Source organism: Paenibacillus sp. FSL F4-0125 (genome assembly GCF_038008565.1).
GTDB lineage: Bacteria > Bacillota > Bacilli > Paenibacillales > Paenibacillaceae > Paenibacillus_AQ.
Genome location: NZ_JBBOZJ010000001.1, coordinates 311,183 through 327,246, shown reverse-complemented (window position 1 = coordinate 327,246; position 16,064 = coordinate 311,183). Strand labels below are relative to the sequence as shown.

The 16,064-nt window shown below is 43.7% G+C and carries 11 protein-coding genes; 2 read left to right on the top strand and 9 right to left on the bottom strand.

Annotated elements, in window-relative coordinates:
* Positions 1-343: 343 nt before the first annotated feature.
* Positions 344-6,214 (bottom strand): S-layer homology domain-containing protein, encoded by a 5,871-nt coding sequence (locus NST74_RS01485; RefSeq protein WP_341110105.1) that lies wholly within the window; start codon positions 6,212-6,214, stop codon positions 344-346.
* 254 nt (positions 6,215-6,468) lie between these two features.
* On the opposite strand from NST74_RS01485, the gene NST74_RS01480 reads away from it, so the two are divergent.
* Entirely contained in the window at positions 6,469-6,858 is a 390-nt protein-coding gene (locus tag NST74_RS01480) for a hypothetical protein (RefSeq protein ID WP_339288846.1), read from the top strand.
* A 125-nt stretch (positions 6,859-6,983) separates the two neighbouring features.
* On the opposite strand, the gene NST74_RS01475 is transcribed toward NST74_RS01480, so the two are convergent.
* Both NST74_RS01475 and NST74_RS01470 read right to left on the bottom strand, forming a co-directional pair.
* Entirely contained in the window at positions 6,984-8,000 is a 1,017-nt protein-coding gene (locus tag NST74_RS01475; RefSeq protein WP_341110104.1) for an AI-2E family transporter, read from the bottom strand.
* A 168-nt stretch (positions 8,001-8,168) separates the two neighbouring features.
* The gene (locus tag NST74_RS01470) at positions 8,169-9,353 is read right to left on the bottom strand and encodes a polysaccharide deacetylase family protein (RefSeq protein WP_341110102.1); all 1,185 of its coding nucleotides are present in this window, start codon (positions 9,351-9,353) and stop codon (positions 8,169-8,171) included.
* Positions 9,354-9,621: 268 nt separating this feature from the next.
* On the opposite strand from NST74_RS01470, the gene NST74_RS01465 reads away from it, so the two are divergent.
* On the top strand, positions 9,622-9,807 hold the full coding sequence (locus NST74_RS01465) for a hypothetical protein (RefSeq protein ID WP_445668118.1): 186 nt from the start codon (positions 9,622-9,624) through the stop codon (positions 9,805-9,807).
* 76 nt (positions 9,808-9,883) lie between these two features.
* Here the strand turns inward: NST74_RS01465 and NST74_RS01460 are convergent, their stop codons facing one another.
* From NST74_RS01460 to NST74_RS01435, 6 genes are all read right to left on the bottom strand, one after another.
* Positions 9,884-10,333, bottom strand: a complete 450-nt coding sequence (locus tag NST74_RS01460; protein ID WP_076116450.1) for a hypothetical protein — start codon at positions 10,331-10,333, stop codon at positions 9,884-9,886.
* Positions 10,334-10,367: 34 nt separating this feature from the next.
* Positions 10,368-11,285 (bottom strand): ABC transporter ATP-binding protein, encoded by a 918-nt coding sequence (locus tag NST74_RS01455; RefSeq protein WP_231574002.1) that lies wholly within the window; start codon positions 11,283-11,285, stop codon positions 10,368-10,370.
* Positions 11,278-12,297 (bottom strand): ABC transporter ATP-binding protein, encoded by a 1,020-nt coding sequence (locus tag NST74_RS01450; RefSeq protein WP_341110101.1) that lies wholly within the window; start codon positions 12,295-12,297, stop codon positions 11,278-11,280. The genes NST74_RS01455 and NST74_RS01450 overlap by 8 nt, the downstream gene beginning before the upstream one ends.
* 15 nt (positions 12,298-12,312) lie before the next feature.
* The gene (locus tag NST74_RS01445) at positions 12,313-13,158 is read right to left on the bottom strand and encodes an ABC transporter permease (RefSeq protein ID WP_341110100.1); all 846 of its coding nucleotides are present in this window, start codon (positions 13,156-13,158) and stop codon (positions 12,313-12,315) included.
* A 4-nt stretch (positions 13,159-13,162) separates the two neighbouring features.
* The gene (locus NST74_RS01440) at positions 13,163-14,113 is read right to left on the bottom strand and encodes an ABC transporter permease (protein ID WP_341110099.1); all 951 of its coding nucleotides are present in this window, start codon (positions 14,111-14,113) and stop codon (positions 13,163-13,165) included.
* A gap of 69 nt (positions 14,114-14,182) precedes the next feature.
* On the bottom strand, positions 14,183-15,799 hold the full coding sequence (locus NST74_RS01435) for an ABC transporter substrate-binding protein (protein WP_341110098.1): 1,617 nt from the start codon (positions 15,797-15,799) through the stop codon (positions 14,183-14,185).
* Between the last annotated feature and the right edge of the window lie 265 nt (positions 15,800-16,064).

Below are 16,064 nucleotides of genomic sequence, written 5' to 3'. Positions count from 1 at the left end.
TTTGGGCATGCTTGTAGGTAAAGAATTTACCTTCAGCACTATAATAAGCGGTCAGATACGTTAGTGATGGATAAGCAAGAAGAAGGGGTCAGTAGATAACAGAATAAGGAATTCAAGCACCCATGGATGAATACCCATTCCTGCGCCAATTGGAAGAAGTGCCGTAACAAGGAGAATGACTGCCAAATCAAGTCTATTAAAAATTTATTCAAAAATATTATATATGAAAAATCATATGAATAGTAATAATTTCCTGCTTTGCTAGAAAAAAAGCGGGGGTGAAATACATAAAACGACAAAAAGCAGACCAGAGTTACCTCTGCCTGCCTTTGCCATACTATTCTTATAAATTGATTATTCCATACAGCAGTTTTGCAATTTCAGCACGGGTTACTTTGCCACGTGGATCGAAGTTATTGTCGCCCTTGCCATCAAGGATTCCCTTAGCTTTCAATTCACTTACCGCTTGTTTCGCCCACTCTGATACGCTGCTCATATCCTTAAAGCTTGCAGTAGCAGCAACGGAAGACTGTGCTCCAGCTTTGTACTGTATCAATTTCTGCAGGACAACCGCCGCTTCTTCACGTGTAATCGCATCCTTAGGACGGAACTTGCCATCACTGCCTTGGATGAGTCCGAGCTGAACAGCCTTGTCTATCGATGATGCATAATAAGCGTCTTTTGATACATCTGCAAAAGCACCATTCCCCGTAGTTTCACTTGTCTCATTCAATCCGAGTGAACGAATGGCTAGTGTAACAAAATCTGCACGGGTTACATTCGCTTGTGGACCATAGTGCGTATCGTCGATACCCTTAATCACATGCTTAGCCGTCAGCTTGGAAATGTACGGCTCTGCCCAGTGACCAGCGGTATCACTAAACTGCTTATGGTATTCCAGTACAACGAAGGAAGAGAAATGATCTGTTGTAAAGGTAACGGTATTATCCTTAAACACTCCACCCAAATATTCTAACGTGCTGCCATTTACATTATAGACACCTGCAAAATCCGTATCGATCTTGGCAAGCTGTTCCTTAGTCAGCGTCAAGGTAATCGTAACAGCACCTTTAAGCTGGTGGATAGCCGTTTCTTTGCCTCCTGCTGATGTACTGAGGTTCAGCGTCACGGTAGCCTTGGATGGACTCATTCCAGCGATATTCGTTTGTACAGATATATTACTTGCATCCACGCTCAGTAGCAGCATATCACTGCCGGCCGGAATCGCCGGTAAAGAGCTTGTTGGTACGCTTAATGTAACGTTGGAAGACACAATACTCAGATTCAGCTTCTTATCGATAGCCTGTTGCATGCTCGCTGCATCAAGTGCGAGTTTAATCTGATCTTGAGTCGAAGCTCCTCCGCCCAAGCTAATCTTGATGTTCCCACCTGTCGTAGCTTCTTCTATCAGCTTCTTCAAGGCTGATGGATCAGCTGTATACGTTCCATTACTTCCTAATGCCAGTTCAATGTTTCCTTTTTCCGCTCCAGGTGTGGCTGTAGGCGTTGGAGTCACTGTTGGCACTGGTAAAACTACTGGAGGTGCCGATGTCACCTCTGATGCTGGTGTCGGCGTCACTTCTGGCGATGGCGATACCTCTGGTGTTGGTGTTGGTGTCACCTCTGGTGTCGGTGTTACATTCTCTTTCCCAGTGTAGAAGCCCCAAATGTCTGAAAGCACACTACCAGAGTTATCATCCTCGACTTTTGTATACCACTGGTAGTAGCTTTCTGGATTAAGCTTACTCCAAGTGACCTGAGTCTCCGTACCGCTCTCTACTTGCTGATTGGTCGCGATTGTCTGATCACTGTAAACCTTAACTCCAATGTAATCGGTAGCTACACGTTTGGTTACAGGCTGCAGATCGAGATCTAGTACGAACTCATCTTTGCCCGGGAACTCATTTTCATCATAATAATTATAATCATCCAAGTAAGGCGAATAAGTCTTCACACGAAGCTTGTTGTTAGCTACATCGAACTGAAGGAGACGAATATAACCAAGTCCGCCCTCTTCGGCGCCTTGATAGTCTGCCAGCATTTGATATACACTGCGGTCCGCAATGCCATCTCCGTTATCATCCAGCTCATCTACCTTAAGCTCTGCATCATGATAATGACCGGACAAAGCTGCGATTACGTTCTTGTTAGGTTTCACAACCTTTTCAAAGATCGTATCGGCAATCGGTGCGCGGTTATTAGATACGAGCAGGTATTCATGAAGACAAAGAATCGCTTTACGCTCTGGATAACGAGCGACAATCTCATTCATCCATTCAATCTCTTCTTCAGCCAGTCCCCAGCCCATATATACGATAATGAAGTCATTTCCGTTCGCAGATACCAAATCATAATGGCCCCGGTTGTTGTCATAGGAACCGCCAAAGGTTGGCATGTCCTTAAATCTCCATTCACCAAAGTACTGCCAGAATTTCGTATAATCTCCGGTTTGATGACCTACATCATGGTTCCCTGCAAGAACACCATAAGGAATACCTGCATCCTCGAGTACCTTCATGTCCCGATCGGCTTCTTCCCATTCATATTCCTGATAGGATTTGTCCACTACATCTCCGGTATGAATTACATATTTCAAGTTCAAATTATCCTTATTGTCGGCAATCCACTTCACATTTTTCTGGTAAATGTAAGGATAGCTTTGAGAATAATATTGCGTATCAGACATCCATACAAAGGAAAAATCATAAGTGTCTTGCGTTACTGTAGCTGCAGTCTTAGCCACGGACGCGATCTCATCCTGAACCATCACCGCAATGCTATTTCCATTTCTATAATCTCCAGCAGTCACCGTAGATTTCAGTTCAAAATCCTCAGTACCAGCGATTAAATGGTCCAACTGTATCCATTTTTGTCCGGCAGGACTCCACGCGTAGAGACTTACTTTACGACCTGGAAGTGAATTACCCTTCCATTCAATATCCACACGATCTGAAGCCTTCACCGATTCATCCAGCTTAATTTCATAGCGCTGATATGGGAATTGCTCAACAGCATCGTTAATTAGGTACTGTCCGTCAACTGCACTTATTTTGCTGTATTCGTCACTGCTAAGGGCTTCTTCGCCCGCAGGAACGGATTGCTTCGGCGGTTCTGTATCGGATGCGTTCTTAAATCCAGTAAATCCTTGTTCTGGATGGTTACCATCGTACTTGAAGCCTCTATAGAAGGTAACATCCATCTTATCCTGGTTAGGATCTTCAACCTTAACCTTCAAGGTCGGATTCGTACCCACACCAATCTCCCAGTTCTGAGGTGAGATCAGGAGTGGTGCAAATGGATTTTCATTCGGTACATGGAATGTAATTACCTTTTCCACCTGATTACCTATCTTATCCAATGCGGTGATAGAAAGCGCATGGTCTCCACCGGACAGCTTTCCGGATGAAGTAGCATAAGGCAGTTCAATAACATTTCCATCCAGCTTCACGCTAACTTTATCTACACCTGCGTAAGTATCCTTGATCTCAGCAGTAATTATGAAATTACCACGATAAGTTTTTCCTTCTTCAATCGAAGCTTTAATAGATGGCGGCGTATTGTCTACAATCACATTTGAAGATACCTTGGATCCACCTTCAGTCAGTGTTACTTTATGTTCTCCGTCAGTTACTTCTTTAGTATTCCAGTTATACGCCTTTGAACGGAATAAATCCGATTTCAGATCAAACCGGAAGCCGATGGATTCGTGCTTCCCAGTGCTGTCTCCCATCTTAATTTCTTTATCACGTTCTGCATAAGCAGGGTCCCAAACTTCAGTACCGTCTGCAAGTAATAGGCGCACATTCTTCACTTCGAAATCATCTTTATTCTCCTCGGGACGAGGGTCAAAAGGCGATGATTTAGAGCCCGCCCGAATGTAGATCACATTATCCTTGCCCACTTGTAAAGCGGCAGAGGAGATCGGAAAGGTTAAGGTCGTATACGTAGTAATCGGGTCCATAAAGGTGTATAGAATACTCGCATCCCCTAATTCTTCTGGTCCCATGGTGATACCGTTTTTGAAATAATAATCTACATTCTTCGCATCAAATACAAAGTAAGCATCATTCTCAAGCGCGGCATATACCTCGTTATTGCCGAGCACCTTATTGTCGATGCTCAGGTCCACTTCTTCCGCCTTGGCGGTGGCAGAGGTTCCTTTTACCGTCATAGAGCCATTAATGAATTGTCCATCCTTCACATTCAAACGAAGCGCTGATTGATCGGGACCACCTGTGATTTTCACTTTCATTACCGGAGATTCGGTCTCATTCGTGCCGTCAGATACGACGAAATAATACTGTATTTCATTCCTACCAATCAGATCAGCAGATGACAATTTATAATGGTACAGACTGTCATTGAAATCTTGAGATAGATTATGACTGACAAAATCAGGCTGCTTATCCGAAGCTACTCTTACTTCTACGGACGTAACAGCTTTATTGTCATCCGCGAAAGCCTTCAAATCGAGACTCATCGACTGATCAATCTCCGTTATAGCAGTCAGAACATTTACCGTCGGATTCTCGGTATCCGGCTCCACATGGATCGGTGTGTTAGGAAGCAGCGCTACATCCACCTGCCCTGGTGATGGAGCAGCTGAACCTGTGCTAATCTTGAGCATTTTGCTTTGCCCATTCACAGGATACTTGTATAGAAGGGCTTTATTTTCTTTGGTGTCATCACCTTTAGCTCCACCATCATAGGCAAGGTCGGCATCATAATACGCAGAGGAAATTTCCTTCTCCGTATTACTCTTGATTACGACTGCCCGGCGGCCAGAGTTGGCCATCCCATCGCTTTTGATTAGAAAGAGATTCGTACCATCAATCAGATTAGTGTTGAATTCTGTATTGAAATCATTGGCAGTGTATGTACTATTAGCACTATTAATAATCCAGAATACCACGGACTGCTGTGCAGGAATTACAAAGCTTTCCTTCGTCGAGGGCCACTTCACATCAGAAGCGTTACCTTTATCAGGATAACGATAATAGATCTTGTAGTTCTTGAAATCAATCGGTGCGTCAGTATTGTTATACACCTCGATGAATTCAAAAGCGTCACTGCTCGTTGCCTTTACATTCGTCGAATTCGGCAGCAGCTCTGTAATTAGAAGCTTCGGCACATTGTTCGTGTCGAACGCGGGCAGGTTCACATGAACAGAATAGTTCTCCGTTACATTGTTCACACGGATGCTGTAGTGCAGTTCTGGCTCTTCCAACGCAGCCGCGGGAATTACCGCCGTATATTCCCCCTCGCCTTTTGAGGTCATGGTGATTACCGTATCTTTCACCTGAGAAGGAGAGCCGTATTGCAACTTCACTACCGGTAGCGTTCCGTCTGGACCATTCTCTAAGTTCGTAATCTTCGCGGTGATGGAAAGATCAACTAGATCTACACTGCTCAGCGGGTGGTGTTCAATCACCGGCTGTTTGTCTCCAGGCACTGGCTTAGGAGGCTGTTCTGGCTCTACAGTTCCAGGTGTAGCCGCAACGGTTCCCGAATTTGGCATGAGACTCATTGTAGAGCTGTCTGCTTGAGAGAATTGATAGAATATACCGTTATTCTCCTTCACCTGTTCTTTCCCATAAGAAGCAGAGACAATTAAAGCATCTCCTGCTTTACTCTTAATTTGTAAGTTACGCGGAGAAGTGTTAGCCATACCACCGCCACCGTTGATACGGAACAGGTTCACTCCTTCCTGAAGAGTTGCTGAAGGATTAAAGTTTTTGATGAAATCCTCGGCTGGAACATTCAGATTATTGCCGTTCATAATCCAGAAGACGATATTTCCAAGCGCCGGTATGACCGCATCTCCATTTGTTGTCCAAGTATCATTGTCATTATAAAAGAAATAATAATCCTTAAAGTTAACTGGCTCGTCCGTATTATTATAGATTTCAACAAATTCATAACCATCTACAGAGGTTCCATTGGTGCCTTTTACATTTTTAGTATCCGGAACCACCTCTGTAATAAGTAAAGAGCCCGGATGGGTAGGTGTCGCATACACAGCTGTTGTCACGTTTGTTTGACTCATAAGTGTAAGTAGCTGATCCTGTTCATCAACATGTAATCCTAATTCGGAAGATGTCTGCTCCGTATCCAGCTGCTCTTCAGCATATCCTGCTGGAACCATTATCCCCAACATCAGACTGCTTGCAATTACACCGGATAGAAAACGTTTAGCTTTTGCTGTTATTCTCAAAACTCCGAACACTCCCCATAAGTTTAATTGTGACCCAGTGCATAAATATACATTGGAGATCATCTGGAAAGTATACATCCGGTGTATTATCGCTATATTATTCCAATGTTAAATCTTTAGGTTATCTTAAATATTGTTTAAGCTTCAGCTCAGCTTTCCGGGTTATAATAGAAGCAAGTTAAGCCACAACCATCACAGACACTTTCAACAGAAACCATAAAATGTTATTTGTAAAATAAGAAAAGAGGACTCTAATGGATATAAAAAGAGTGATTATAGTAGGAACCGTAGTTATAGTGATGTCTTTTGGAAATGCTTGGAGCAGCCTTACTGCTAACGCAAGTTCGCCTGCACAATGGTCCACCGTAAAAGCTGCGGATAAAGACGAATTATTATTGAAAGCACTTAACCAGCCCACTGATGAAGATTTGTATGATGCCTTATATGACGGTAAGTCACTTCAAGATATTGCAAAAGAACAAAACACGGATATTGAAGATGTGATCAATCTACAAGTAGCTCAGCTAACGGAACAGCTAGATTCACGGCTGGCTTCCGGAAGTATTACGGCTGAGCAGTATGCAGCACACAAGGCGGAGCTGAGGGACATCGTTACGGAGAGTGTCCTCACTTCTTTCGGCTAAGGAAGATACATACAGTGGCCGTACAACATTTCTCCGCGCCAAAATAAAGAGGGTGATCCGAAGCCATTCAATGAATGGCTATCGGATCACCCTCTTTGTATTTTCGATGCTATTTAACTCAATTCCTAAGTCTCTATCTTGTTATCCCTAGCGATCTCCAGTATATCCAGGAAGAATACAAAAATTGGAATACCGAGAATTAGACCCCATACACCCATATAGTGCTCAGAGAAGAGAAGTACGATAAAGGTGTAGAACATAGGCAGATTCATTTTGGATGACATCAGTTTTGGATTTAAGAAGTAACCTTCGATAAAATGTAGTATGGCGATCATAACCAATACATATATCGTCATTGCTATGCCACCGATGTTGTAACCAATAATACAAAGCGGTATTAAAGAGATCACAAAGCCTACAACTGGAATCAAACTAAGCAGGAAGATCATAATCGATAAGGCGAATAGATACGGAAAGCCTAAGATCCAAAGTCCAATCACAGTAAAGCATGTATTAAACAGCGCGATCAGAATTTGCGCTTCGATCACTTTACCAAAAGATGAGATGAATTTTCTGCCGAAATACTCAAGCTCAACATAGAACCAGGAGATTTTGCTCTCTTTAAGACGGGCAGTGAAACTGACAATTCTGTTCTTCTCAAGGATAAAGACAAAGCTCAGAATGGTGGATAATACGAAGCTGGTGCCCCAATTACTTATTTTCAGGACGTACTCAAGACCATCTTTCACATAAGACTGATAGTTCAAATCCTTAAGCTGGGCAAATAAATACTGCGCAATTTCGTTTTGTGGAATGTTTGCAGGGGTTAAACTGGTCAGAAAATTGGTTAATTGCTTAATCTGAGTAAAGACCTTCGGTAAATAATTCACTAAAGTCACTACGATCAGAGCAATCAGAGCTAAATACAAAATAATAATAATGACTTTACTGTTGACTGCAACATATTTATTGATCCGCTTCGTGAGCAGCACTTGAAAGCTGTTCATTACATAAGCAATCAAAAATGTTAACAGTACTAAATTAAGCATATCTCTAATACTGAATAGCAGCAGGGCAACCAGCCCCAAAATAAAAAAACGCCGGACCGTTAAATTCGCGTAATAACGCTTAAATACTTCCATCTGTTCTCTCCATTCACCTACCAATTAGTACTCTATTTATAGTCTACAGTAAGGAATTCACTTATAGCAACTAGTGATTCGCCCAAATTGGCGAAATTTCTCACTTTTTGTAAACTCCTAATGATCGTAGGGAAAGATGATATTCATTCCATACATTTCCTTATTCGTTTATGTACCGCCCGTTGTGCGCGTTAACTTAACGGTTCGACGCTTCTGATCGTAATTGAGATCAATATTTAGATCCTTGCATAATTGCATAAACGGAACCATTAAGGTCCCTTTCCTCATTTCGGGTGCACTTCCTATCAGTGCTACTTTTTGACTATTCAGGGTTAATTCCATGGGCGAATCTATATGTTTGATCTGCTCAAGGGTTTGGACTGCGGTTAGATTCTGGCTTCCCCCGTTGATTCGGGAGGCATTCCGGTCCGTTCTCGCATTTATTCCATCCTGGATTTTAAATGTCAGCGAAATTCCGAGTGAATCACATGCGGATAGCAACCGGTCATTGTAAGATCCGTAAGGAAAGGCAATCGCTGAATCGGTATTTCCCAGTTCTTCCTTCAGCCTTTGCTCCGCCTTGGCCAAATCACGAGTAACTCTGCTATAGTACTCCATATTCATTTCATTCCTATTTTCATCGTCGATATATAACAAGGCACTAGCGGCAGGCCGTCCCCCACCTTCAGCATCCACAATACCATAATGGTGTAAATCGTACGTATGACTATAGAACCCCATCCCGTCACGCTTCATTTCACGCATCTGCTCCCAGTTGAGTTTCGGCACACTATTCGGATCTGGGTGGTCAATCGTAGAGACAATAACGAAATTCACTGCCGTATACCCGTATTTTTTCAGAATAGGAAAGGCCAGCTCATAAAAACTCTCATATCCATCATCAAAGGTCAGCAGCACCGCATTGTCTGGAACCGTACCGCCATTCAGCATAAATTCTCGATATTGTTCCATCGTAATCACATGAAACCCTTCCTGCTTCAGCAGGTTCATTTGATCATCAAACCGATCAGCCGATAAAATCCAAGGAAACTGCGGCATCGGCTTCTCTGACAGATGATGGTACATCAGCACAGCTACATGGTCTTTATAGTAGATACCTTTCGGAAGCGGCCCCTGCTTCTGCCAGTCAATATGCATGTTAAGGGCCCGTTCGGCAGCAGCCTTGGGAATCATTAGCTCATCAGGTGAGCCCGGATAAGTAGCTATTGTCTTAATGATTTGACCGTTTACATTTATGGTCAATATCGAAGGTTCACGTTGATTGTTGAAAATAGCAACAAGACTTATTAGCAGAACGATGACTAAAAGTATTATATATTTTTTCGTATGCAATCTCTGAATCTCCTTAATAAAGAAATCTTATTCACTATGTAACTACATATTTGGTGACAGTTCCACCTACTTTTGGTTACATTTTCTTCTTATTTTGTTTCATATAATAAAAACAGGAGGCGATCCCTAAGTCTCAACTGGCTTAAGGAACACCTCCTTCAAATGGAGAGCTATATATTTAATTATGTACATTTATGTGTAATTGTAGACAGTCTAGGACCTTCTCTTATCTGCGAAGTAATTCTCTTCCCCAAGCTCGTCCACAACGATGTTTAATGCTGCTTCCGTCGCCTACCTTTGGACAAACGAAGATGAGCATAAGACGGGCAGCCAAGGCTTCTATGTGGAAGTGTATAGCGATAAAGTACTTGTCCGGGGCAGAGATTTTAAAACAGGAACCTGGGTTGATGCTGCGCAATATGAGGTTGCTTATCCAGTGGGAAATGTATATTAAATTTTCACAGAAAAAAACGATTGTGCACAGGGAGTCCCCCCTCGCAACAATCGTTTTTTTATTGTAGTTATTCAGTTTAGTGTGCAATCGGGGAAATCCGGTAGACTGAAGTGTCTCCATCTGCTGACTTCGTCCCGCTTTCAATCTGCCAACCAAAAGATAATACAGATGCCAGACGTTCCTTCTCAGCCACAGTCAAAGCCGCTTCTACCGCTTCTTTACCCTCTTCAAGCTCCAGCTCTCCCTCTTTACCAAGAGCAACCCATATCCAGCTACGAATGCCGCGGATCGTGTTGTATTTAATCTGATAGCCAGTCTTCACCGCTTGCTCGAACAGTTCTGGCTGCTCCGCTTGCAAAGTGGTCAACTGCTTATAATCAAATTCGTATTCACTCTCGTCAACGGGCAAATCGCCCTCTGCCACTTTACGAAGAATATCCTCATTGGACCAGCCTAAAGAGCGAAGTGACTCTACCAATAACGCATCCCACTGGGATAACTTTACTCGGTTCAAATTCTCTGACATCCTGATTCCTCCCGTACCTGTATATAGATTCTACTTATTCCGTGAAATCATAGGCAACATAATGGCCCGGACTAACTTCCTGCAATGTAGAAGTCTCAGCTCTGCCGTACTCTGCCGAATATCCGTCTAAAATAATTCTTTGATTAGCCCGTCTAGGGTCCGTCTCCAAAATGGAAGACAGCAATGCCTTTGTATAAGGATGAATAGGATTCTCGTACAGCTCATCACTTTCGGCTACCTCTACTAGACGACCGCCATACATCACACCAATCCGGTCCGAAATATGACGTACCATCGACAGATCATGCGCAACAAAGAGGTAGGTCAACCCAAATTCGGACTGCAAATCCTCCAGCATATTCACTACCTGTGCCTGAACAGATACATCCAGCGCTGAGATCGGTTCATCACACACTACAAACTCAGGTTTCACAGATAGCGCTCGAGCGATCGAAATCCGTTGACGCTGCCCACCGCTGAATTCATGAGGGAAGCGATAAAGATGCTCTCTTTTTAAACCCACCTTATCCAGTAGTGCCGCAACCGCTTCTATACGTTCGTCGCCTTCGTGGACCCCATGGATTTTCATAGGCTCGCTGATCAGATCAAGTACATTCAGGCTTGGATTAAGGGATGAATAGGGATCTTGAAAGATCGATTGAATGCGTCTGCGAAAAGGTTTTAGCTGCTTCTCTCCAAGCTTGCTCAGCGGCTGCCCGTCAAAAGACACTTCACCGTCGGTATAGTCATATAATCGCAACAAGCAGCGTCCAACCGTGGACTTACCGCTTCCTGACTCTCCGACCAGTCCAAAGGTCTCCCCTTGACGAATCTGAAAGCTTACACCATCTACCGCCTTAAGCACAGATGTATCGCGCCCCCATATATCCTTACCTTTAGAGAAATGTTTCTTGAGATTATTTACGTCCACTAGAATCTTATTATCACTCAACCGAACCGCTCCCTTCAACACCAGCTACGGCTGGAGTCTCCTGCCCACCGTCTGCCAGCCAGCACATCGAACGATGACCTGGCGATAATTCGATGACCGGAGGACGCTCACTACAGCGGGCAAAAGCATTAGGGCAACGTTCCATAAAAGGACATCCAGAAGGTGGATTCAGCAAATCCGGCGGTGTACCTTCAATAGGAACAAGTCGTTCACGCGACTTACCGTCACGTTTTGGAATTGAGCGAAGCAGACCTTTCGTATAAGGATGCTGCGGGCGGTAAAAAATATCCTCCACCGTGCCTTCCTCCATCACGAGTCCACCATACATTACGATAACCCGTGTACATACCTGAGCTACCACACCCAAGTCATGGGTAATGAGCGCTACAGCGGTACTGGTATTGTTTTTCAACTCTTTAAAAAGATCGAGAATTTGTGCCTGTATCGTTACATCGAGCGCAGTGGTTGGCTCATCTGCAATCAATAACTCTGGCTGGCAGGAAAGAGCCATGGCAATCATGACCCGCTGGCGCATCCCGCCGCTGAACTCATGCGGATATTGCTGCAGCCGCTGTTCAGGATTATTAATACCTACCTGACGCAGGATGCTTGCCGCCTCTTTAAGCGCTTCTTGCTTATTTAAACCGCGATGCCGACGGATGACCTCCGTAAGCTGCTGGCCGATTTTTTTTACAGGATTAAGAGAGGTCATGGGATCCTGAAACACCATTGCTATGCGGTTACCGCGCAGATTTCTCCACTCTTTTTCCGAAAGGTTCGATAAATTCTCACCACGGAAATTGATATTTCCACCGATAATTTTACCCGGAGGTGTAATCAACGACATAATCGCCTTGGCAGTCACACTCTTCCCACTACCAGATTCACCAACGATTCCTACCGTTTCACCAGCATCTATATGAAAGCTAACGCCGCGAACTGCTTGGTTCTCTCCGTCTCGAGTCTGGAAGGAAACCTTCAAATCCTCAACAGATAATAGCCGTTCCGTCATGATGTCTTCACACTCCTATCTTCGGATCAGCTTCGGTTCAAAGCCTACCCGCAAAATATCGCCTAAAACATTAAAGCTCAGTACCGTTAATAGTATCAGTAATCCAGGGAACAAGGCCAGATATGGCGCTTGAGCGATATATCCCTGCGCATTGTTAAGCATACTGCCCCAAGTGGCATTTGGAGGTTGTACCCCAAACCCAAGGAAACTTAGGGACGACTCCATCATAATGGCCGAAGCGATGTTATTCGTCGCACCTACAATGACAACAGGCACTAGACCCGGAAGAATATGACGCCAAATAATTCCGAAGTTGCTCTGACCTGAGGCTTTTGCATAGAGTACATATTCCCGTTCTTTGATCGTCATCGTCTCCGCCCGAATGACACGGGCGATATTCATCCACATTAATAGTGCAATAATAATGATGATATTCCCTACACTCGGCTTCAAAAATACGCTAAGCAGCAGCAGAACTAAGAAAGATGGAATGGACAGTACTACATCAAGCATCCGCATGAGAAGATTATCAACCCATCCGCCAAAGAATCCGCTGATTACGCCCACCGTCACACCTATGCCTGTAGCGATGATCATTGAAGCAAAGCCAACTAGCAGGGATACCCGGCCGCCATATAATGCTCGGGCAAAATAATCCCGGCCATAGTCATCCGTCCCGAACCAGTGATCGGCTCCCGGCGATTTCAGACGTGCCAGAACATCCATCGCATTCGGATCATGTCCAGATAAAAAGGCAAATATAGAGCCTAGTGTGAAGATGAATAAAGTAATGAGGGCAAGGGCGCCCAATTTATTCGTAAATAGCTCATCTCCAACACTTTTCCATTTACTGCGATTCATGAGGTCACCTCGTTAATTTAATTCGTGGGTCCACGAAGCTATATAGAATATCCGCGACCAGATTGCCGATGATCAGCATTAAAGAGGAGAATAGAGTAATTCCCATAATCACGGGGTAATCCATCCCTTTTACTGCAGTCATCCCCAAAGAGCCAATACCCGGCCATGAAAATACCGTTTCTGTTACAATTGCACCTGCTACCAGATCCCCCATAGACATCCCGAGCAATGTAATTACAGGAAGCAACACGTGCTTCATTACATGACGGAACAAAATCGTTGTCTTTTTAGATCCAAAAGCATATTGAATCTGCACGTACTCTTCTTTTAGCTGTCCAATGGTACTAGAGCGAATGTATCGCACATAACCAGCCAGAAATCCAAAAGCAAGCACCGTGCAAGGCAGGATGCCATGCTTGAACACATCAAACGCCGATTCCACACCAATCGTTCGCATCCCCATAATAGGGAGCAGGTGCAGCTTAATCGCGAATAAGTACATGAGTAAGATGGCTAGCCAAAACAAAGGCACGGATATTCCGACATAGGATAAGAAATTAATAAGCTTATCTACCCAGCGGTTCCGGTTTGCTCCGGCAATAAGACCGAGTGGAATGGCCAGTATAACGGCAAGGCCAATTGCAGAACCCATCAAACCTGCTGTTGCAGGTAAACGTTCTAGAATTTGATCCAATACAGGCTGATGATTCACAAGGGAATAACCAAAATTGCCCTGCAGCACTTCTTTGATCCATATAAAATATTGAATGTAGGCTGGCTTATCCAGCCCAAGGTTATGCCGGATGCGCTCAATGTCATCGGCATGCATATTCGGCGTAACGAAGGATAATACCGGATCCCCCGGAGCCAGCTTAATCATCGCAAAGCACACAACCGAAACAAAAAACAACATCGGCAGGGTTTGCAGCAATCTTCGGACGATAAGTTGTCTCATACGTTTATTCTCCCAGTTCTATATCGGTAAAAAAGTAAGCTGGATACCCCAGCTTACTTTTTCCCGTTTTTATTTAAGGTAGATTTTCGATAAATCTTCAAAAATAACGACAGGCTTCAAGACTGCTTCTTCAAGACCGCCGTAGTTCTTGGAGACAGCTACAATAGTCTTGGTATTAGCGATTGGATAAATCGGTGCATCGTCTGCAATGATTTCTTGGATCTTCTTGTAGATCTCACCACGTTTAGTCACATCTGCTTCTCCTGCACCTTCATTGAACAGCTTATCAACCTCAGTGTTTTTATAATGCGAGTAGTTGGAATCAGCAGTAGAAGTATACAAAATTCTGTAAGCATCAGGATCGTAGCCCATAATATAACCTGCAATTGCAAGTTCAAAATCTGTTGAATTCATATCACTGAACTTCTGACCATATGCCGAGGCATCCATATTTTGTAGTTCAACTTCAGCGCCAATGGCTTTTAGCTTTTGCTGCACATACAGTGAAATGGCTTCCTGAGCTTTATTTCCGCTCGATACAATCAATCTCAATTTCAGATCGCTAACTCCAGCCGACTTCAGAAGCTCCTTCGCTTTTTCCACATCATTATCGAAAGAAGGGACATCATTAGTATAGAACAATGCATCCGGAGTCAAGAATGACTTAGCCGGGTCAGCATACTCGTTAGAGGAATAGGCAGCCTGAATGATTTCATCGCGGCTTAGAGCTAGAGACACGGCTTGACGAACTTCTTTTTTAGCAAGAGCACCTCTATCGCTGTTCGCATTGAACAAGAGGTAGGATAGGCGGCCTTCACTATAAGGAAGAATTTCGAAATTGTTCGAAGCTTCAATCGTCGCAACGTCCTGTGGATCTAAATATTTAATGTTGATCTCACCGCTTTGAAGTGCGAGATTCGCAGCATTCGTATCTTTAGCGATCCGGTACGTTACGGAATCAAGATGTGGCTTGCCGCCGAAGTAGTTATCAAATCTCTCCAGCGCAACATATTCTCCTGTCTTGTATTCTTTAAATTTGAAAGGGCCCGATCCAACCGGTGCAGCATTTTTGGTGCTTTTCTCTAGATCCGCTTCATTTTCAAAAATATGCTTTGGAATCGGAAATATTTGCACTAGTGTAGCTTCAAAAGCTGGGCTGACCTGCGGAAGCTTAAACTCTACAGTCAGATCATCCACCTTAACGGCCTTAACGGGTTTATCACCGATAAATAAGTTCGCTCTCAACATGCTGTTTTGCTTCTCATCCAGGATGCTATCAATCGTGAACACGACATCGTCAGCAGTAAGCTTTTCTCCGTCATGCCAGGTCAGTCCGCTTTTCAGCTTCAACGTATAAGTCAGGTTATCTTCTGAAAGGGTTAGGCTGTCTGCCAAGTAGAAAGTCTTCTTACCATCATTTACTTGAAACAGTGGCGCATAGAGCGCTTGGTCAATCGTAAGGCTGACACGGTCACCCGCATAGTTCGGATTAAGAATCACAGGATCAGCAGCAACTCCAATAATCAAGTTGCCTCCATCTTTTATCTCAGTGCTTGCTGTCGTTCCATCATTGGTAGCAGGTGTTTGATTTGTATTTGTGGAAGTGGCGTTGTTCCCTCCGGAGCACGCACTAATCAAAAATGTTAACAAAATCAAAGTAATAACTCCAGATAATCCTCTACGCATAAGTTTCTCCCCCGTATTCTATGTTCTGCGTTGCTTGTGTTTTTTATATTGTATATCGGAATACTAGGAATTACAATGGATAGCATTTCTCATTAATGTAATATTGAGGAAATCGATAATTCTACCACCATTTGCATCATACCAGAACACATCCGCACTAGGATTCATGGCTAATATTCGATTGATTAACTCCTGTACTTTTAGCGGTGATTTACCCATTGCTCTCATCCTCTGCGGTTCATGTTGGCATCTGTATCTAATTATT

What these genes read in the sequence shown, in the direction of transcription:
- NST74_RS01440 (WP_341110099.1), bottom strand. Translation starts at nt 14,113, where the DNA reads ATGAGACAACTTATCGTCCGAAGATTGCTGCAAACCCTGCCGATGTTG.
- NST74_RS01480 (WP_339288846.1), top strand. Translation starts at nt 6,469, where the DNA reads ATGGATATAAAAAGAGTGATTATAGTAGGAACCGTAGTTATAGTGATG.
- NST74_RS01475 (WP_341110104.1), bottom strand. Translation starts at nt 8,000, where the DNA reads ATGGAAGTATTTAAGCGTTATTACGCGAATTTAACGGTCCGGCGTTTT.
- NST74_RS01460 (WP_076116450.1), bottom strand. Translation starts at nt 10,333, where the DNA reads ATGTCAGAGAATTTGAACCGAGTAAAGTTATCCCAGTGGGATGCGTTA.
- NST74_RS01445 (WP_341110100.1), bottom strand. Translation starts at nt 13,158, where the DNA reads ATGAATCGCAGTAAATGGAAAAGTGTTGGAGATGAGCTATTTACGAAT.
- NST74_RS01435 (WP_341110098.1), bottom strand. Translation starts at nt 15,799, where the DNA reads ATGCGTAGAGGATTATCTGGAGTTATTACTTTGATTTTGTTAACATTT.
- NST74_RS01450 (WP_341110101.1), bottom strand. Translation starts at nt 12,297, where the DNA reads ATGACGGAACGGCTATTATCTGTTGAGGATTTGAAGGTTTCCTTCCAG.
- NST74_RS01465 (WP_445668118.1), top strand. Translation starts at nt 9,622, where the DNA reads ATGTTTAATGCTGCTTCCGTCGCCTACCTTTGGACAAACGAAGATGAG.